The 18,397-nt window shown below is 70.2% G+C and carries 15 protein-coding genes; 6 read left to right on the top strand and 9 right to left on the bottom strand.

The features are described from left to right. Window positions 1–612: 612 nt before the first annotated feature. Both DFJ69_RS16015 and DFJ69_RS16010 read right to left on the bottom strand, forming a co-directional pair. Entirely contained in the window at window positions 613–816 is a 204-nt protein-coding gene (locus DFJ69_RS16015) for a DUF397 domain-containing protein (RefSeq protein ID WP_116023256.1), read from the bottom strand. Next, on the bottom strand, window positions 813–1,631 hold the full coding sequence (locus tag DFJ69_RS16010) for a helix-turn-helix domain-containing protein (RefSeq protein ID WP_147312331.1): 819 nt from the start codon (window positions 1,629–1,631) through the stop codon (window positions 813–815). The genes DFJ69_RS16015 and DFJ69_RS16010 overlap by 4 nt, the downstream gene beginning before the upstream one ends. Before the next feature lie 154 nt (window positions 1,632–1,785). Here DFJ69_RS16010 and DFJ69_RS33785 point away from each other — a divergent pair, with 154 nt between their 5' ends. After that, a complete protein-coding gene (locus tag DFJ69_RS33785) occupies window positions 1,786–2,094 on the top strand; it encodes a hypothetical protein (RefSeq protein WP_147312330.1) in 309 nt (102 codons plus the stop codon). Next, a complete protein-coding gene (locus DFJ69_RS33780) occupies window positions 2,091–2,405 on the top strand; it encodes a hypothetical protein (protein WP_147312329.1) in 315 nt (104 codons plus the stop codon). The genes DFJ69_RS33785 and DFJ69_RS33780 overlap by 4 nt, the downstream gene beginning before the upstream one ends. A 657-nt stretch (window positions 2,406–3,062) precedes the next feature. Here DFJ69_RS33780 and DFJ69_RS15995 read toward each other — a convergent pair. The 3 genes from DFJ69_RS15995 to DFJ69_RS15985 form a co-directional block, all read right to left on the bottom strand. Next, the gene (locus DFJ69_RS15995) at window positions 3,063–4,187 is read right to left on the bottom strand and encodes an RCC1 domain-containing protein (protein ID WP_170177683.1); all 1,125 of its coding nucleotides are present in this window, start codon (window positions 4,185–4,187) and stop codon (window positions 3,063–3,065) included. A 1,147-nt stretch (window positions 4,188–5,334) separates the two neighbouring features. Next, the gene (locus tag DFJ69_RS15990) at window positions 5,335–6,591 is read right to left on the bottom strand and encodes an RCC1 domain-containing protein (RefSeq protein WP_170177682.1); all 1,257 of its coding nucleotides are present in this window, start codon (window positions 6,589–6,591) and stop codon (window positions 5,335–5,337) included. 481 nt (window positions 6,592–7,072) lie between these two features. Next, window positions 7,073–8,278, bottom strand: a complete 1,206-nt coding sequence (locus DFJ69_RS15985) for an RCC1 domain-containing protein (protein ID WP_170177681.1) — start codon at window positions 8,276–8,278, stop codon at window positions 7,073–7,075. A 957-nt stretch (window positions 8,279–9,235) separates the two neighbouring features. Between DFJ69_RS15985 and DFJ69_RS15980 the strand changes: the two genes are divergently transcribed. Further along, entirely contained in the window at window positions 9,236–10,324 is a 1,089-nt protein-coding gene (locus DFJ69_RS15980; RefSeq protein ID WP_116023241.1) for a PucR-like N-terminal domain-containing protein, read from the top strand. Here DFJ69_RS15980 and DFJ69_RS15975 read toward each other — a convergent pair. The 3 genes from DFJ69_RS15975 to DFJ69_RS15965 form a co-directional block, all read right to left on the bottom strand. Next, entirely contained in the window at window positions 10,297–11,112 is an 816-nt protein-coding gene (locus tag DFJ69_RS15975) for a TetR/AcrR family transcriptional regulator (protein ID WP_116023239.1), read from the bottom strand. The two genes, DFJ69_RS15980 and DFJ69_RS15975, sit on opposite strands and share 28 nt — an antisense overlap. 36 nt (window positions 11,113–11,148) lie before the next feature. After that, window positions 11,149–12,408: a helix-turn-helix domain-containing protein gene (locus DFJ69_RS15970; protein ID WP_147312328.1), complete on the bottom strand. Its 1,260-nt coding sequence runs from the start codon at window positions 12,406–12,408 to the stop codon at window positions 11,149–11,151. A 342-nt stretch (window positions 12,409–12,750) separates the two neighbouring features. Continuing rightward, a complete protein-coding gene (locus DFJ69_RS15965; protein ID WP_116023235.1) occupies window positions 12,751–13,527 on the bottom strand; it encodes an IclR family transcriptional regulator in 777 nt (258 codons plus the stop codon). A 211-nt stretch (window positions 13,528–13,738) separates the two neighbouring features. Here DFJ69_RS15965 and DFJ69_RS15960 point away from each other — a divergent pair, with 211 nt between their 5' ends. Together DFJ69_RS15960 and hypF are read left to right on the top strand one after the other, a co-directional pair. After that, window positions 13,739–14,140 carry a PadR family transcriptional regulator gene (locus tag DFJ69_RS15960; protein WP_116023233.1) on the top strand — a complete coding sequence of 134 codons (402 nt, stop codon included), beginning with the start codon at window positions 13,739–13,741 and terminating at the stop codon, window positions 14,138–14,140. Window positions 14,141–14,184: 44 nt separating this feature from the next. Then, the gene (hypF, locus tag DFJ69_RS15955) at window positions 14,185–16,446 is read left to right on the top strand and encodes a carbamoyltransferase HypF (RefSeq protein WP_211328979.1); all 2,262 of its coding nucleotides are present in this window, start codon (window positions 14,185–14,187) and stop codon (window positions 16,444–16,446) included. A gap of 7 nt (window positions 16,447–16,453) precedes the next feature. Here the strand turns inward: hypF and DFJ69_RS15950 are convergent, their stop codons facing one another. After that, entirely contained in the window at window positions 16,454–16,948 is a 495-nt protein-coding gene (locus tag DFJ69_RS15950) for a hydrogenase maturation protease (protein ID WP_116023231.1), read from the bottom strand. A 277-nt stretch (window positions 16,949–17,225) separates the two neighbouring features. Between DFJ69_RS15950 and DFJ69_RS15945 the strand changes: the two genes are divergently transcribed. Next, window positions 17,226–18,365: an acyl-CoA dehydrogenase family protein gene (locus DFJ69_RS15945; protein WP_116023229.1), complete on the top strand. Its 1,140-nt coding sequence runs from the start codon at window positions 17,226–17,228 to the stop codon at window positions 18,363–18,365. Window positions 18,366–18,397: the final 32 nt, after the last annotated feature.

Here is an 18,397-nt window from a genome sequence, read left to right as displayed (position 1 = left end):
CGTTGACGCCCTCTCACCGTGGACGTCCGTCATCTCCACAACCAGGGCCGCGACCATGGCGGCACTTCGCTCAGCCGCCGAACCGGCTACCGATAAGGGTGGTATGGAGTGGTCGTTGAGATCTGCGGCGAAACGTTCACCGTGCCACGGCGACAGTTTCCTTCCCGTCCGGCACAACCGTGAGGGCGCACACGGGGCCCGGAACGCGGCGGTGAGTCCGGGCCATGGTGCAGCGATCGACCGCCGCCGATGCGGAGCCTGATCGGTGAGACGGGCGGCCCGCCGCACCGCGTCACTCGGCCGGGACCGTACAGCGCGCCTCCTGCACCTCGCCGCGAAGACAACACCGAGTTCAAAGCGCGGCATCGATGCATGCGGCGCGGAGTCGCCGTCGCGAGAACGCCGCCAAGAGCCCGTGGTCGTGTGTCACGGAGGGCGGCGGGCACGGGCAGGATCGGCATCGACGCCACGACGGGCGTCGCGGACTGCGAGATCGGCGAGCCGCCACATCTCCCGATGCGGCGACGTGACGACCGGTGACCGTTCTCATGCCGACGCCCCGCCGGGCGGCTCGCGTCCGGGCGGGGCGTCAGCGCCTCTGCGTGTGGGCGCCTACAGGTCGTGGCCGTCGGCGCGGATCGTCCCGGCGAACGCTGCGAACGCCACTCGATCGACCAAGAGCTTGGGTCCGTCGGGGTTCTTGGAGTCACGGATGGCCACCACGGGGGCGACGACTGCGACCTCCACACAGGCTCCGCCGTGTTCGTCGCTGTGGCTGCTCTTACGCCACTGGGCGCACGACATGTCTGGCGTCATCCCTCTAGCCTCTCCATCGCTTGGCGGATCACCGTCCGTGACTGATCTACGGGAAGGACGTAATCCCGCATCGAGTCATACCGTAGGACATGCCGCGCGACACGGGCAGGCTCCTGGATCAACAAGCCTTCGCCGGACGACTCAGTGTAGGCGATGCTGCCTCCGTCCTCGAAGCCGAGAATGAAGAACTCGCCTCCGAAGCCCGGATAGAACCCTGTGCTTGATGGAACGATTCCGATGGAGATGTTCGGGCGCTCCGACTTTTCCAGCAGGAATTCGAGCTGCCGGCGCATGATTTCAGGGCGGCCCACCCTTCGGTGCAGGACCGACTCGTCCATCGTGAAGTACGCGTGGGCCCTATCGAGCACTTCTCGGCGACTCAAGCGGTCGCTGACGAGCTTGTCGACCACATCCGCCGGCTGGTACGCACCGATGATCGTGCGAGCGTAGTCCTCAATCTGAAGGAGCCCGCTGACCAGGTTGGGATTGAAGTGCTTGATAGACGTCGCCCGCACCTCGTGATTCAGGTACTCAGGAAATCCCGGCGGAACCAGCGATGTATGGCGTGTCTCCATGATGCGCTCACGCAGTCGTTGGAACGATCCGTTGGTCTTGAAGTAGGTGTCGCACGCCTCCGCGAATCCCTGAGACGGGAGGTTCTTGCACAGCTCGATCTGACCGACATACGTATCGGTGAACCCGAGGATGTCGGCGAGTTCCTTCTTGCCGAGCCCGGCGTCGGTTCGGAACGCCTCGAGTTCGCGGGCGAAGGTCACGATGGCGGGGGCCTCGTACGGCACCGGCACAGCGGGCATCGGTCGCTCCGGGGGTCAACCTGATCGACAGGTGCGGTTGATCATGGAAACGGTGCGACCGGGGTGCGCCGAGGTCGCTTGGGCGAGCGTAACCCTCCGTGTGAGCGTGGTCACCACCAACGGCCAACTCGACAGGACACGAAGGTTCACCCACATGGCCACGCATTCCGACCCGTTCGGTCATACCCGCCGACCGACCGACCCGCCCCGCCTGTTCACCTGGGACGTTCAAGCGCCCGGCAACGCCCCACAGTCGTGCGGAGTGACCAGCGACCGTTCAACGGCGATCGCCCACGTTCGGGACACACTGACCGCCGCGCCGACGGGAGCCCAGGGCACCGTACGCCGCGTCACCATTTCCTCATCCGGCCACATCGCCTACCTCGACCTCGGCCTCGTAGCCCACGCCGAACAAACCGGCAATGGCGTCTCCTGGGTCAGCCGAGAGACCCACGACCGATGAACCCGCTCCCGTGGCTCCGTCACCAAGCCCGAAGACTCAAACGTCCGACACCCACCACCACGCGCCACCCCGACCCGACCCCGTACGACCCGTCCCAACGCGCCGTTGCCAACGAACTCGCCCGCGTGTACGCCGGACGCTGGCTGGTCATGTGGGGCGTCGCCTCCCGCCGCTACTGGGCCGCCCCCTGCTGGCCCGATGCCCCCTCCGGCTGGCTCGACGCCCCCACCGTCGAGGCCCTCCAGGCGGCGATGGTCGAGGTCGAGATCCAGTCCATCCGCCACCCCGCCGGCACCTGGCGAGCGGCGTGAAGACCCGGTCCCGGACAGCGACGCGGGTCACCGCTGCGACGGACACCTTGCCGTGCTCGTGACATGGGCCCGGCCCCACCGTGGGCGTCACGAATGCCTCTGCCGTACCGAAGGTAGTGAGCACGTCCGGAACGCGTGCGGGCACGCCGGCATCCATGGCGTCACCTACGAGCTCACGCTGTACGACGGTCGGATCCTGCGCACCGGGACCTGGCACCCGGCGGCCGCACCTCCTACGGATCCGCGATGTGGCGGCACATCCCGTGGGGCCAACCGTGCGCCACCGACGGTGAGTTCCGCGCCTGCGCACAGCAGGGGGAACGGCTGGACCGGGCGGCCCCGAGGCGCCGCGCGGAGCGCTTCCCACAGGCCTGGTACGGAGGCTCATCCGCCGTGGGCCGACCGATCGAGCCGTGACCCTGGAGGAGGCGATGGCGAGGCTTCAGCGGCACCGGATCACAGGAGACCGACGACGCTCGGCGTCCTCATTTCTCCGGACGCCGAGCGTCGGCGGAACCCGATGGCGCATCACCCGAAGCGGGCAAGCCCCCGGCCGCCGGTGGTCACCGGCGGCCGGGGGCTCGCGAAGTGGGACGGTGTCACCGGGCCATGAACCAACGGAACCGGTGAGCCCGTACCGGACGGACGTCGAGCCGGTCAGCGGCTCCAGGTCTCCAGGACGGCGGTGAAGGTGTTGCGGGCGGTGGTGTCGCCCACGCCCAGCTCACCGGTGCTGTTGTCGCCACGGCCCCAAGCGGAACCGTCCGCGTGGGTCACCAGGTTGTGAGCACCGGAGCCCGCGCCGATGGCGGCCGGCCCGCCGGGGAGGGAGTGGTTACCGCTGACCGGGGTGTGGCCGAAGCCCAACCCCATGTTCCACACCTCCCAGCCGCCTCCGCTGTTGGTGCGGAGGACGGCGCTGTGGTGCTGGCCGGTGGCCAGGCCCTGCACCGCGGTCAGGCCGATGGCGGTGACAGGGGTGGGGGCCCAGCCGCCGGGGCTGCCGGTGCCGTCGCCCAGATTGCCGTTCCAGTCGTTGCCCCAACCCTTGACCGTGCCGTCCGCGAGCCGAACGAGCGTGTGGGTGAACTTGGCGCTGGCCTCCTTCACTCCCGTGACACCGGGCACGGCGATGGGCGTGGTCACCGATTCTGGGACGGACTCCCCGGCGCCGAGGGCGTCACCGTCGCCCCATCCCTTCACGGTGCCGTCGGCCAACACGACGACCGAGTGACTCAAGCCCGCGGCGGCGGCCCCGTAGGTCGTGGCGGCACCGGTCAGCCCGGTGACCGTCACAGGGGTCGGGCTGTCCGTGGTGGTGCCGTTGCCCAACTGGCCCTGGCCGTTGGCACCCCACGTCTTCACGGTGCCGTCCGACAGAACGGCGACTGCGTGGCCGATGCCGGCGTCGATGGCCACGGCGTTGGTGATGCCCGGGACCTGAACCGGAACGCTGCTCTGGGAGAAGCCGGTGCCAAGGTGACCCTTGCCCCAAGCCCACACCGTGCCGTCGGCCTTGAGCGCGAGCGAGTAGTGATAGTTGGCCGACACGGCCTTGACCCGCGTCAGGTTGCGCACCTTGGTGAACACCGTGCTGTTCACCGTGGTGTTGTTGCCGAGCTGACCGACGGCGTTGGAGCCGCTGGCGTAGACCTCGTTGTAGCCGGTCGAATCCGGCTTGGTCACCAGCACCGAATGGTCGTGACCACCGTCGACCGAGCCCGGCGCCGACTGGGCCGGACCGGCGAGCGCCGGCGACGCCGCCACGACACCCATCGTCATCACTCCCGCGACACCCAGCGTGCCCGCGGCCAACCGGCCCCAAGCCCGTCCCGCACCCGCCGCATTCCGTTCGCCTGACCTCGAACGCATCATCGCAAGCCCTCCTTCTAAAGGTACTTCACCAGGTCACCGGCCTCATTCATCGACCGGACCGACCCGTATCCGACGTGACACGAAAGACGATAATCGCCGTTTATCGAATCTTTGAATGGCAAAAATGCACTCTTACCGATCAACTTTACTCACTTGGCTCAGCATTGCACATGAAAGGGTCATACATATATCGAGCAAAGATTTACGTCAAGGAATAGACAGGCCATTTCAACTGGCCGCTCATGGCCACCGAACATGCCAACCCGTCAGGGAAGAGATTCTCATGTTTGACGGGAAATCATCATAGCGTCGCAAGTTTCTCGAGGTCAGCGCCATTCATGCTCGTTCCGGACCGAACCAAACTCGGAAAGGAGCGTTGGTGTATTACCCTTTGGAATTCTACGCAACGTGTTCTCATGAACACGATCGCCATGGCGGCGACGCCCTCTTGGATGATGAACATCCACTGACCAGGAGGCGTCGGGAACCCCACGTGCCGAGGAGCGGCGTAAGAACGTAGCCGCCGATCCCCAGGTCGAACCATCCGACTGCGACCGGCGAAGCCGCTGGCGGACATCCGGATGCGACGGACCCGGCAGGGGCGACAACGCAGTCATCGAAATTCGCAGCAATCGTTCGCCGCGGCACGGTACCGGTCCCCTGCTCCGTCCGGCAGGGCCGGACCCGGGAGGCCGGGGGTGAGTTCACGGCGACAGCGCAGGAGACCGACCGCTCACGGTGCGGAGCCGGACCGGTGATGACGACGGCACGCCGCACCCATCCCACCGCCGGGACCGAACAGCGTCCCTCCCTCGCGTTTCGCCGAGAGGGACTCCGCAGATGCCTCAGACTCACGAAGCGCTCGCCGAGGCTTCCGGCCGGGTGGAACGTCACGTGACCACGCATCGCGTGGAGCCGCCCGACCCGGCTCTCGCCGAGATGACCACGGAGGGTGGCGGTGGCGAGTCTTCGGCAGTCGGGTGGCGGAAGATGCAAGGAGATGCAAAGGGTGGCCGCCCCTCCCGCGAGGGCGGAGAGGGGCGGCCGGGTCAGGTCACCAGGTCTTGGTGGCCTGAACGAACGACGAGCGGGCGGTGGTGTCGCCGACACCGAGTTGGCCCGAGTAGTTGTCGCCGAGGACCCAGAGGCTGCCGTCCGCGTTGACGACCAGGGCGTCGATGCCCTGGTCGCACATGGCGATGGCGTTGGACTGGCCGGAGGGGCGGTAGGGGAAGGCCAGGACGTTGCGGTAGCCGCCCATGACGCCCCAGGCCCGTACCTCGCCGAAGCCGAAGGGGCCGGGGACCTTGCTGCTCATGCTGCTGAGGACGCCCGACGCCAAGGCCACGACGGAGGCGGTGCCCCCCGGGTTGGTCACGGTGACGGGGGACTCCCGGAATTGGACGTCGGTTCCGTCGCCCAGGGCGCCCAGGTAGTTCACGCCCCATGCCTTGACGGTGCGGTTCGACAGCCGGACCAGGTTGTGGGACACCCTGGACTCGGCGAAGTCGACGTTGGTCAGGCCCGGGACGGTGACCGGCACGAGGCTGCTGTTGGTGTTGCCGGTGCCCAACTGGCCGGCCTCGCCGTTCCCCCAGGTCTTGACGGTGCCGTTGGCCAGGACGGCGAGCGAGTGCGACTGGCCGGCGGCGACGTCGCCGTGACCGTTGCCGACTCCGGTCAGGCCGGGGACGGTGATCGGCGTCGGGGCGTCCGTGGTGGTGCCGTTGCCGAGCTGGCCGTACGCGTTCTTGCCCCACGCCTTGACGGTGCCGTCGGCGAGGGCCGCCAGCGCGAAGCCGTCGCCCACGTCGATGGCGACCGCGTTGGTGATGCCGGTGACCTGCACCGGGACCTTGCTCTCGCCGTAGGCCGCCGCGTCGACGTGGGCGGCGTTGCCGAGGGGGCCGGCGCCCCAGGCCCAGACGGTCCCATCCGCCTTGAGCGCCAGCGACGTGCCCCGGCCGGCGGCGACGGCCTTGACCCGGGTCAGGCCGGGGATCTTCGCGAACAGGGCGCGCGGTTCGAGCGTTCCGTCGCCGAGTTCGCCGTAGTAGTTGCTGCCGACGGAGTAGACCTCGTTGTTCCCGGCCGCGTCCGGCTGGGTCACCAACAGACTGTGCTCATAGCCGCAGTCGATCGAGCCGGGAAGCGACTGCACGGTGGCCGCCGACGCCGGCCGGGCCAAGCCCACCAACGCCGTCGTCACCCCGGCGCAGACCAGGCCACCGGCCGTCCAACGCCGCCGCCACGACCGTGGCCGACCGACCGGCCCGGCCTTTCGTTCCGCTGCTGTCGTACGAGTGGACACACACCCTCCTTCAGAAAAGGGCCCCCGCACAGATGACATGACAAGTTGGTCAATATCAATACAATCTGGCCAAAATCGGACCGGCTGCCGCCTGGCGTCCTGGGCGATGCGCCGTCTCACCTGGACGATCACCGTTCTGCGGCACGTCCTCACGTCCCCGGGAACCGGTGGCCACGACCGGACACCCCGTCACCGCGTTCAGCGGTTGACAAGAGGGAGGTTGCGTGCGGCGACCCCGAAGCGCCCGCATCGCGGTGGCGGAGACCTGCGGACCGACCCGTCGTCACGCTGCCGGAGACGGAGAACGCGGCTTTGGAACCGGGCGCTCGAGTTCTCTCCGCTGTCCGTTCATCGGCGCGGAGCGGGGTGCCTCTGCTCCGCAGGGCGGACGGCGGGTCGTCATGAGGGCCGGACGAACGAAACCGGCCGCCGGGCGACTCCCGGCGGCCGGATCGACGCGCAAACGTCCTGGGATGACTCGTTACCTGAGGGGCTCGGGGCTCAGGATGTCGGTCCGCGTGTTCCGCTGGTTCTCGTCACCGGTGCCGAGCTGTCCGCTCCCGCCCATGCCCCACGCCTCGGGGATCTGCGAGGCGTTGGTGGTGAGAACGTGGTAGTAGCCCGCCTCCAGGATGGTTCCCGTGATGTTCGTCCCGGCGGCCGCGACGGGGCTGGTGGAGATCGATGTCGAGCCGGTGCCGAGCTGGCCGAAGGCCCCCGAGCCCCAGCTCCACACCTTCAGCGCCGGAGTGGAACCGCTGTCGGTGACGGCCATGCTGTGGACATAGCCGGCGGACACGCTGGCGACCCCCGTCAGGCCCGGAACGGTGGTGGGCGACAGGACGGTGGTGGGGTTGGTGGTCCCGATGCCGACCTGGCCGCCGTGGTTGCTGCCCCATGCCTTGGCGGTGCCGGTGGAGATCCTCGCCAGGGTGTGGCTGCCCTTGGCGCTGACCTGGGTCACGCCGGTGAGGCCGGCCACGGTGACAGGGGAGCAGGATCCCGTCGTGTTGCCGGTGCCCAACTGACCCGAGTTGTTGTCGCCCCACGCCTTGGCGGTGCCGTCCGCCAAGGCGACCACGGCATGCCGCCACCCGACGGCGGCGGCGCCCACCTTGGTGGCGATGCCGGTCAGACCCGCCACCGTGACCGGAGTGGTGCTGGCGGCGCAGGACGCGTTCAATTGGCCCCAGGACTTGGCGGTTCCATTGGAGAGGATCACCAACACCGAACTCTCGCCGGCGACGGCCGCCACCGCGTTGGCGATCCCGGGCACCTTCACGGGCACCTTGCTGTCGACGGTGGTGCCGTTGCCGAGTTGGCCCTTGTCGTTCAGGCCCCAAGCCCACACGGTGCCGTCCGCCTTGACGGCGACGGAGTGCGCCCCGCCCGCGGACACGTTCTTCACCCCGGACAGGGAGTGAACCTTGACCAGGGTCGTCGACTGCCCGCCGCTGGTGTTGTTGCCCAGTTGGCCGTATCCGTTGTCACCGGTGGCGTAGACCTCGTTGACACCGTCCTGCGCCAAATCCGAGATCAACAGGCTGTGGTACTGACCGCCTGCCAGGTGACCCGGCACGTTCTCGACGTAGAGCGTGGAGGCGACGGCGTGCGCCGGGCCGGACAGGCCCGTCAGACCGGCGGTGCCCGCGGCGACGGCGAGTCCGGCCACACCCGTTCGGAACATTCGCGAGCGAGATTCGAACTTACTTGACATGGAAGTTTCTCCCTCCAAACACGATCGGTCACCTACCGACCACGATCGAAGTTAACATTTCCAACACGTCAATGTTGTTGATCTTTGAGCATGGGGTCTCGCCTTTTGCGCACATGATTGAGCAGCCCTGTCCCGGGCCGCACGTCCACGCAGCTCAGCGCGCTGGGAACGGGCCGTTTCCAGCGATGGTTGGCACTTGGCCGAGAGCGGACGGGACAAAAATCGTGGGATTTCGACAATGATGCACGCGGACATGACCAGCCGATCCGTCCACAGTTTTGACCAAGATCGGCCATCACCTTCGGAACCCATTCGTGATATGCGCCGAACTCCCGGGGCCGGAAAACAAAAGACCCGGCCGCCGATGGGGAGACCGGCGGCCGGGGGTCTTCGGGGAAGGGGTGATCAGGTCTCGATGGGGCTCCCGGGGCTGAGGTGGTCGGGCGGGCGGGTCGGTGGCGTGCGCGTCGTCGACGCCGGCCGACACAGGAACGGTAAGAAATCGACGATCTTCAGAGAATCTCCGAAAACAACGCGATCAAGAAGTTTTCGCTCACCTGGTTGAGCAAGAACCGGGTGACGGCCGTTCCAGGGCAGGTCACGGGCGTGTGCGTTTTGTCAGTCGGAGACGAGGAAGCACGGCCGGGGTCGGCCACCACGAGCGCGCGAGGGCGGGGGCGCGCCGGCCCGGAGGGGTGCTTTTGCGCCGGTCACGGGTGGCCCGGCGGTCATTTGTCAGCCGGGCGTGGACATCGGCCGTCGTCGGGGTCACCCCTCGACGAGGTGACAACTTCCGTTGCCGTGATTGGCGGCGGGACTGTTGCCGGGGCCGGCGGGGCTGTGCCGATGATGAGCGGGGGGGCTTCCGTCGCCAGGGGCCGGTGCGCGGAGGGCTTCCATCGTCCACGCCGATGCGGAGGAGTGCCGATGACGCGCGTTGGAGAGGCAGCCGACCTGGCCGCCGTGAGGCTGCCCAAACCGTTGGTCGCGCTGATCCGGGCGGAGCTGCCCGGCCTCGCCGACGAGATCGTCGCGGCGATCCGTCGTGACATCCCCGAGTACGACCGGCCCATGAACGGCCCCTATGGGCGGGTGGTCAGGATGGCGGTGCGGCGGAACCTCGCGGCGTTCACCGACTCCGTCGCCGGGTTCTCCGGCGGGGCGGCCCGGCACGCGGACCTGTGCCGGGGGCTGGGGCGCCTGGAGGCGCGCGAGGGCCGGACGATGGACCGGCTGCAGGCCGCGTACCGGATCGGCGGGCGCGTGGCCTGGCGGCGCTTCATGGGGCTGGCGGCCCGCAACCAGGTGCCGCCCTCGGACATGTCGCGGCTGGCCGACGGCCTGTTCCGGTTCCTGGACGCGCTCGCGACCTTGTCGGTGGACGGGTTCCTGGAGGCGAAGGCGTGCGCGGCGGCGTCCCGTGGCGAACGACGCCGCACGCTGCTGCGGACGGTGCTGAACGCCGCCCCGGGCGCGGACCTCTCGGCGGAGGCGAGGCGGGCCGAGTGGCCCCTCCCGAGGGAGGTGACGGCGGTGGCCGTCGAGGCCGGCGCCGTGCTCGGCTCCGTGCCGTTGGACCGTGACGTGCTGGCCGACCTGGAGGGGCCGGAGCCGTGCCTGCTGCTGCCGGGTCCGCTGAACGCGGCGCGGCGGGCGATGCTGACGGCGGCGCTGCCCGGGCGTCGGCTGGCCGCGGGGCTGACCGTTCCGGTCGGACGGGCGGAGGACTCGCTGCGCTGGGCCCGTCAGGCGCTCGCGCTGGCGGTCGCCGGCGTCATCGAGGACGGGCCGCTGATCCTGTGCGAGGACCATCTGGTGACGCTGTGGCTGATGTCGGACCCGGCGCTGACCGACCGGATCGCCCGACGCGGGCGGACGGACCGCGAGGCGAGGGAGCCGGCGCGGTCGGTGGACGACCCGGAGGCCCGTTTCGAGATCGAGGCGCTGCTGCGGGCCCGTTCGCTGCTGGACCGGGCGGCGGAGGACGGTCAGCCCTCGGACGGCGGCTCGCTGTAGGCCAGCAGCCGGGCCACGTTGGCGGTGATCTTCAAGGTGAACATCCCGGCCAGGGCACGGAGGAAGTACCCCATGGCGCCGTCGGCGGGCTCGCGTTCCAGCCACCACTCGATCCGGTCGGCCACCACCGGGTCGAGGGCGGCGGCGTTGAGGAGGGTGGAGCCCAGGTGCATCGACAGCAGGGTCTCCACGACCTGGCGGGAGATGTCCCCCCGGGTCTCCAGCCATTCCAGGGCGACGCTCTCGACGCCGGCGACCCAGGCCCGTACGGTGAGCTCCAGCATCGGGGTGGGCTCGTCCACCTCGAGCACGTCGTACGTCATGCGGCACAGCTCGCCGCGGACGGCGTCGGCGATCTCGCGGATCTCGTCGTTGGCCAGCGGCGAGGTCCACCGGACGATGCCGATGAAGGTCGTCTCGTGGTCCTCGATGTAGTCGAAGAACCGGTGCAGCCGGATCCCCAGCGCCTGGGACGGCGGCCCCATCGGCGCGTCGCGGACGTAGTCGAGGAGTTGGTCCCCGGCGGCGCGGAAGGCCGCGGCCAGCAGCTCCTGCCGGGTCTCGAAGAAGCGGTACACGGAGGTGCGGGAGATCCCCGCGGTCGCGGCGACGTCACCCAGCGAGGCGTCGTTGTTCTCGCTGAAGGTGACGATCGCCGCTTCGATGATCTCGTCACGGCGCTGGTCGGACGGCAGCCGCCGGTAACCGATCCGCTTGGTTCTGCCCGGCCCGTCGGCGGCCTCCGCGTCCACTCCATGGCGGACGCGGGGCGTTTCGGAGATGGCCATTGCGGTGTCAGGTTCCCTTTGCGTTCGGATGATGGGCTAGGACAACGCCGGGACGGCACCGGCCCCGCGGTCGCGCGCCGTTCCCCGCGCGGCCGGGGGCGTCGCCGAGGAGGGCCTGGGGCGGGTGCCCGCCAGCCTGGCGTGCAGGATCATCTCCAGCTCCAGACAGCCTCGGGGGTCGCGCAGCTCTTCTCCGAACAACTGCTCCAGTTGACGGGCCCGGTAGCGGACCGTCTGCGGGTGGACATGGAGGCGGAGGGCCGCCTCGGTGGCGTTGAACTTGCTCTCCAGCAGCGCAAGCAGCGTCTCCAGCAGACGCTCGCGGTGCGTGGTGGGGACCTCGCTCAGGGGGGCCAGCCGGGCGTCGGCGGCGCTGCCGATCAGGCCCTCGGCGTGGAAGATGACCAGGGTGGGCACGTGGTCGGTGCTGACGATCACGTCGTCGTCGGCGATGACCCCGCGGATGGCCAGCGTCATGGCGTCCTTGGCCCAGCGCAGCGACTCGGCGGCGCGCATCGGGGACATGGTCGGCCCGACCGCCACGATCCAGTCGCGCAGCAGCGGGCGCAGCAGCCGGTCGCGGCCGGGGCCGTCCGGGTCGGGGATCAGCAGGAACGGCCCGTTGGCGGAGCCGACCAGCATCTCCTCCGGCACCATCAGGGACTGCGCCATGTCGTAGCCGTCCCGGGGCCGCAGCACCGCGACGGCGGCGGCCTTCGGCAGCGGCCAGCCGGCCTGCTTGGCCAGCTCGCCGACCACCGACTCCTCGGGGCGCTGGTCGGCGGTGAGCAGCTCCAGCAGCTTGCGGCGACGCTGGCGGCGCAGCTCGGGGTCCTCGGGCTGCTGCGAGCGGTAGCCCTGGGAGAGCGCGGTGGAGCAGGCCTCGATGAACCCGAACTGCGCCTCGGCGATCAGTCCGAGCATCGTCTCGTCGAAGTCCACGGTGACCAGCGCGTCGAGGGTGTGCCACAGCGCCCGCGCCGACCGGAACATCAACTGGTGCATCCGGTCCACCGACGGCGGGTCGTCGGCCAGGCGACGGCCGAGCTCGGCGTAGTGTCCGGCGACCCGCTCCCAGACCACGGGGCGAGGGTCCTCGACCAGGTCGTAGAAGTGGCGGAGCGCCTGTTCGACGACCTCCCGCACGGTTCCGTGACCGCTGACGCCCGCGGGCTCGTCCTCGGTCTGCGCGCCCAGGACGCCCTCCACCGCGCGACCGACATGGGGCCGGAGGTCCCGGGCCAGTCGCGAGGGGATCGCCGCGAACGCGTGAACGTCCAGATGAGGCACCACCATCGTCACCACTCCCTGTCGGCTGCCCTTGCGGTACACGCTGTTCCGCAGTGTCCAACACGTTAACCATGTCACACTTGCGCTGTGACGAGTACCCCAAGCGCGACATTGCTCACATGGGCCACAAAAGTCAGAGTTACCGCAGGTGAGCGCGCTGTACTCGATCGGTGACGATCGCGAAAAGATCTTCAAAGAAGTATGAGGCGAGTCCGCTCCGCACCCGTTGCGGTACACGGTGCAACACTCTGCGGCACACCGTGTCCCACTAGACCCACGGCGGTGTTCCGTTCGACGTTCTGTTCGACAATGCCGAATGACCTCGACGGACTCCCGAGGCCCCCGGGCTCACCAGCGCCGGGCGCCCAGGTCGCGGGAGACGGCGCGGGCGGCGTCGCGCACGGCGGAGACCAGGTCCAGCCGCGGCCTGCCGTCCTCGTCGCAGACCCGCTCGATCGCGCCGGAGATCCCGATCGCGCCGACCATGACGGTCCGGTCATCGTAGATCGGAGCGGCGATGGACGCCTCCCCTTCGATCAACTCCTCGACGTCGGCGGCCCAACCGCGGGCCCTGACCTCGCCGAGCTCCTCGACCAGCGCGCGCCCGCCGGCCAGCGTCCTGGGTGTGAAGGACTGGGGGCCCGAGGCGTCCAACTCGTCCAGCAGGCCCTGCCCGTGGAGGTCGAAGGCCAGCAGCACCTTGCCCAGCGCGGTGGCGTGCACCGGCAGCAGCGCGCCCACCTCGAGGATCTGGAGGCTGTCGTCGGGCCGGAAGACGTGGTGGACGACCAGCACCTGCCCGTCGTGCAGCGAGCCGATCCGGACGCTCTCGCGGGCGCGCGAGGCCAGGGCGTCGGCCCAGTTGAGCGCCCGTGTCCGCAGCTCGTTCACGTCCAGGTAGCTGTTGCCCAGGTGCAGCAGCGCCGCGCCCAGCCGGTACTTGCCGCCCGAGCGGTCCTGCTCGACGAAGCCCACGTGCTGCAGCGTCTGCAGGATGCCGTGCACGGTCCCCTTCGGCAGTCGCAACGCGTTCGCCAACTCCACCACGCCGAGCTGACGAGGCCCTGACGCGAGCAACCGCAGGATGGCCGCCGCCCGCTCCACCGATTGGATTCTCCCTGGCACCCCCCTACCCTAGCGCCAACTCGGTTCGGCATTGTCGAACAAGAAGGAGGATCACCGGGTTCCGTCGAGACCCGCCGATCAGGGCGCCATCGCCCGGCCGCCGCGGCATGGACTCGATCAAGGCTCCGGAAAGGATCTCCGCGCCACGCGTCCCGTCCCGTGCGGCGGGGGATCGAACCCTCCATCTCACCTGTCGCGCGGAGGGCCGGCCATGGAGGGCAGCGAGGTGCGGGGTCTGCTTCAACCCCTCCTGCTTCTGCTGATCATCGAACGTCCGGGGCACGGTTACGACCTCATCGAGCGGCTGGACCGGCTGGGGGCCGGCGGGGTCGAGCCGGGCCAGGTCTACCGGGTGCTGCGGGGGCTGGAACGGGAGGGGCTGGTGGTCTCGTCCTGGATCCCGCCCGCGTCCGGCCCGGCGCGCCGCCGCTATGAGCCGACCGCCGAGGGGTTCGCCGCGCTGGAGGCCCGGATGGCCCGGCTGGCGCGGCTCGGCGCCGTGCTCGACTCGTGCCTGACCAGGTGGGACGAGGCAGTGAAGGGGGGCCGCGATGGCGCGGTGGCGGGAGGCGCGCGGGCGCCGGACGACTCCGGGGCGTGCGCCGGCCGGTGACACGGGACCCGGCCGGGTGCCGGAGTGCGGGGTGTGAACCGGTGATGGACGCGGGCGTTCCGGCGCGGATGCGGATCCGGGTCGAGGGCATGGTGCGAGGGGTCGGGTTCCGGCCGTTCGTGTACGGGCTGGCGGGCGAGTACGGCCTGGCGGGCTTCGTCGGCAACGACACCCACGGGGTGTTCGTCGAGGCGGAGGGGGACGCGCCCGCGCTGGCGGAGTTCGCCGCCGCGCTCGAACTGCGGCCGCCGCCGCTGGCCAGGGTGGAACGGGTCGTCAGCGAGCACGCCGAGCCGGTCGGGGAGCGGGGCTTCCGGATCGTGGACGACGACGGCGACGTGGCGCCCGAGGAGCTGATGCCGCCCGACGTGGCGCCGTGCGACGCGTGCCTGGCCGAGATCGCCGACCCGAAGTCGCGCCGCCATCGCTACGCGTTCACCGAGTGCGCGGCCTGCGGTCCCCGGTTCACGGTGGCGCACGACGCCCCGTACGAGCGCCGCCGTACCGCGATGGCCGGCTTCACCATGTGCGGGCTCTGCGCGGGCGAGCACCGCGACCCGAAGGACCGGCGGTTCCAGGCTCACGGGATCTCGTGTCCCGGATGCGGGCCCACGCTCCGACTGGTGAAGGCCGACGGCGGCGACGTCGCCGGAGACCCGATCGAGACGGCGGCCAAGTGGCTGCTCAAGGGCAAGGTCCTGGCGGTCAAGGGGCCCGGCGGCTACCACCTCGCCGCCCTCGCCGACCACCGGCAGGCGGTGAACGCGCTGCGCGCCCGGCTGGGCCGGGAGGAGGAGCCGTTCCCGGTGATGGCGCCCGACCTCGCGGCGGCGCGGGCCCTGGTACGGCTCGATCCGGAGGCCGAGGACGTGCTCGCCGGGCCGCGTCGCCCGATCGTGCTCGTTCCGTTGCGCGAGGACGCCGCGGTGGCCGACACGGTCGCGCCCGGCGTCCGCGACCTCGGGGTGATCCTGCCGTCCACACCGCTCCACCATCTGCTGGCGGCGCGGGTCGGGCGGCCGTTCGTGCTGGTCGGGGCCGACACGCACCGGGACGACGACGCCCGGGCGAGGCTGGCGGGGATCGCCGACGGGTTCCTTCTCCACGACCGCGAGATCCGGGCCCGCGCCGACGACTCGGTGGTCCGGGTGTTCCGCGGCCGGGAGCTGCCGTTGCGTCGTGCGCGGGGCCACGTGCCGAGCCCGGTGCCCGTGAAGTGGCCGTTCCATCGGCATGTGCTCGCCTGCGGGGCGGCGCGACGGAGCACGTTCTGTGTGGCGAAGGGCCATCAGGCGTTCGTGTCGCACCACGTCGGCGACCTGCGCACGTACAACGAGCGCGTCTCGCACTTCTGTCGGCTGTTCTCCGTTCGTCCGGAGATCGTGGCGCACGACCTGCACCCCGAGTACCTGTCCACCAAGTACGCGTTGGAGCGCGAGGGCGTCCATCTGGTCGGCGTGCAGCACCATCACGCGCACATCGCGTCGTGCCTGGCGGAGAACGGGGAGAGCGGCCCGGTCATCGGCGTCGCGTTCGACGGTCTGGGGCACGGCGAGGACGGCACCCTGTGGGGCGGTGAGCTGCTGATCGCCGACCTGTTGGGCTTCGAGCGCGCGGGTCATCTGGTCGCGGTGCCGATGCCCGGCGGGCCGGCCGCCGTTCGCGAACCGTGGCGGATGGCCGCGGCGTACCTGGACGCGATCTACGGCGACACCGTGCCGCCGCCGCTGCGGCTGCCCCGACGGCACGGTGAGGACTGGGCGGCGATGGTGGCGCTGTGCCGGTCGGACGTCGGCGGGGACGCGCCGCGCACCTCGAGCGCGGGCCGGCTGTTCGACGCCGTCGCCGCGCTCGTCGGCCTGCGCGACGAGGTCGCCTACGACGGGCAGGCCGCGTTCGAGCTGGAGCAGCGGGTCGACCCGCACGAGCGGGGCGGCTACGCGGCGGCGGTGACCGAGGGCGCGGTGGTGACCATCGCGGGCGCCGACCTCGTCCGCTGCGTGGCCAACGACCTGGTCACCGGCGTCGGCACGGGACGCATCGCCGCCCGTTTCCACAACGGCCTGGCCCGCGCCATCGTGCGGGCCGCGTGCGCGCTGCGGGAACGGACGGGCCTGCGCACGGTCGCGTTGTCGGGCGGCGTCTTCCAGAACGTGGTGTTGCTGGACCGCACGGTGACCTGGCTCCATGACGAGAGCTTCCGGGTCCTCATCCACCGGCGGGTGCCGTCCAACGACGGCGGCATCTCGCTGGGCCAGGCCGTCGTCGCTGCGGCCCGCGCCCGCGGCGGCGCGGTGGGGTGCTGACCGTCGTCTAGCGTCCGAGGGCCCCGGCGGGTCGGATCCGGCCATGGACGAGGTCGGTCACCAGTTGTACGGCGTCGTCCACGGCGGCGGCGACCGGCTCGGACAGCCCGAAGTGGTCCTCCACCACGGCGGGGCGGCAGCCCACGACCAGGACCCGTTCGACCCAGCCGCCGAGCGTGTGCAGGAGTTGCAGGACGGCCTGCGGGTTCATCCCGTGGCCGTCCATCGCGGGCCGGCCGGCGTCCTCGGGGCCGTCCACCTCCAGGACGGCCAGCGTCCCGGGCGGGCCGTCCAGCGGGACGGCGTCGACCAGGATCAGCGTGTCGTAGTGGCCGCCGAGCAGTTCGTAGGCCAGGTGGAGGCCCCGGATGCCGTAGTCGGCGACCTCCACCCCGGCGGGCAGCGCCGCGCGGTCGATCCGCCCGATCACCTCGGCGCCGAAGCCGTTGTCGCCGAGGAACACGTTGCCGATGCCCGCGACCAGCACCCGTCGGCCGCTCACGGCGGCCTGTTCGGCACCGCCGCTCGGGCGGGTACGGCGCAGGGGAATGGTCCTTACCACTGGTTGAGCTCCGCTCCCGAAATCGTCGTCGATGGGCCGCGTCCGGCGGCCCGCGAGATCCCGGTATAACAACCAGGTCACACTTAACGTAAGTGTGGTGTGGCGCTAAGTGATATTCACAGCCACTCGTTGCCGGATGCCGACGCCGCCATGGTCCGCACCTTGGTGACGCTGCTAGATTCCGAACGTCGTTCTAGACGTGAGGAGCCCCCGTTCCATGAGTGTCTGGCAGACCCCCGAGCGCGTCGCGCTGCGCGACCTGGTCCGCGACTTCACCGCCCGCGAGATCGTTCCGAACCTGGCCGCGTGGGAGGAGGCCGGCGAGCTCCCCCGCGACCTGCACCGGCGGGCCGCCGAGGCGGGGCTGTTGGGCGCGGGGTTCCCCGAGGAGTTCGGCGGGTCGGGCGGGGATGTGATCGACGCGCTGCTCGTCACCGAGGAGATCATCCGGTCGGGCGGCTCCGGTGGGCTGATCGCCTCGCTGTTCACGCACGGGATCGCCCTGCCGCACATCCTGTACTCGGGCGACAAGGGCCTCATCGACCGGTTCGCCCGGCCCACCCTGGCCGGCGAGAAGATCGGGGCCCTGGGGATCACCGAGCCCGACGCCGGCTCGGACGTGGCGGGCCTGCGCACCACCGCCGTCCGCGACGGCGACTCCTACGTCGTCAACGGCGCCAAGCTCTTCATCACCTCGGGGGTGCGCGCGGACTTCGTGACCACGGCCGTCCGCACCGGCGAGCCCGGCTACGGCGGGCTCTCCATGCTGGTCGTCGAGAAGGGCACGCCCGGGTTCACGGTCTCCCGGGCGCTGGACAAGATGGGCTGGCGCTGTTCCGACACCGCCGAGCTGTCGTTCACCGACGTGCGCGTCCCGGTCGAGAACCTGGTCGGCGCGGAGAACAGCGGCTTCCTCCAGATCGTGCAGAACTTCGTCACCGAGCGGCTGTCGCTCGCCGTGCAGGCGTACGCGACCGCGCAGCGCTGCCTTGACCTCACCCTGGAGTGGACCCGCTCGCGCGAGACGTTCGGCCGTCCGCTGTCCTCCCGGCAGGTGGTCCGCCACAAGATCGCCGAGATGGCCCGGCAGGTGGACGTGGCCCGCGCCTACACCCGCACCATCGCCGAACGGTACGTCGCGGGCGAAGACGTGCTCACCGAGACCGCCTACGCCAAGAACACCGCCGTGTACGCCTGCGAGCACGTCGTCCACGAGGCCGTCCAACTGCACGGCGGCATGGGCTACATGCGCGAGTCGGAGGTGGAGCGGCACTACCGCGACATGCGGCTGCTGGGCATCGGCGGCGGCACCAACGAGATCATGAACGAGATCATCTCCAAGCGTCTGGGGCTCTGACGGGGAGGGCGCTCGTCACGGCGTGACGTGCG

This window comes from Thermomonospora umbrina, from assembly GCF_003386555.1.
Classification (GTDB): domain Bacteria; phylum Actinomycetota; class Actinomycetes; order Streptosporangiales; family Streptosporangiaceae; genus Thermomonospora; species Thermomonospora umbrina.
This window is presented reverse-complemented; position numbering and strand designations above follow the sequence as displayed.

Coding starts and splice junctions, on each gene's coding strand:
- DFJ69_RS15980 (WP_116023241.1), top strand. CDS start 9,236: ATGACGCGCGTTGGAGAGGCAGCCGACCTGGCCGCCGTGAGGCTGCCC.
- hypF (WP_211328979.1), top strand. CDS start 14,185: ATGGACGCGGGCGTTCCGGCGCGGATGCGGATCCGGGTCGAGGGCATG.
- DFJ69_RS15985 (WP_170177681.1), bottom strand. CDS start 8,278: ATGTTCCGAACGGGTGTGGCCGGACTCGCCGTCGCCGCGGGCACCGCC.
- DFJ69_RS15960 (WP_116023233.1), top strand. CDS start 13,739: ATGGAGGGCAGCGAGGTGCGGGGTCTGCTTCAACCCCTCCTGCTTCTG.
- DFJ69_RS15970 (WP_147312328.1), bottom strand. CDS start 12,408: ATGGTGGTGCCTCATCTGGACGTTCACGCGTTCGCGGCGATCCCCTCG.
- DFJ69_RS16010 (WP_147312331.1), bottom strand. CDS start 1,631: ATGCCCGCTGTGCCGGTGCCGTACGAGGCCCCCGCCATCGTGACCTTC.
- DFJ69_RS33780 (WP_147312329.1), top strand. CDS start 2,091: ATGAACCCGCTCCCGTGGCTCCGTCACCAAGCCCGAAGACTCAAACGT.
- DFJ69_RS15995 (WP_170177683.1), bottom strand. CDS start 4,187: ATGACGATGGGTGTCGTGGCGGCGTCGCCGGCGCTCGCCGGTCCGGCC.
- DFJ69_RS33785 (WP_147312330.1), top strand. CDS start 1,786: ATGGCCACGCATTCCGACCCGTTCGGTCATACCCGCCGACCGACCGAC.
- DFJ69_RS15945 (WP_116023229.1), top strand. CDS start 17,226: ATGAGTGTCTGGCAGACCCCCGAGCGCGTCGCGCTGCGCGACCTGGTC.
- DFJ69_RS15975 (WP_116023239.1), bottom strand. CDS start 11,112: ATGGCCATCTCCGAAACGCCCCGCGTCCGCCATGGAGTGGACGCGGAG.
- DFJ69_RS16015 (WP_116023256.1), bottom strand. CDS start 816: ATGACGCCAGACATGTCGTGCGCCCAGTGGCGTAAGAGCAGCCACAGC.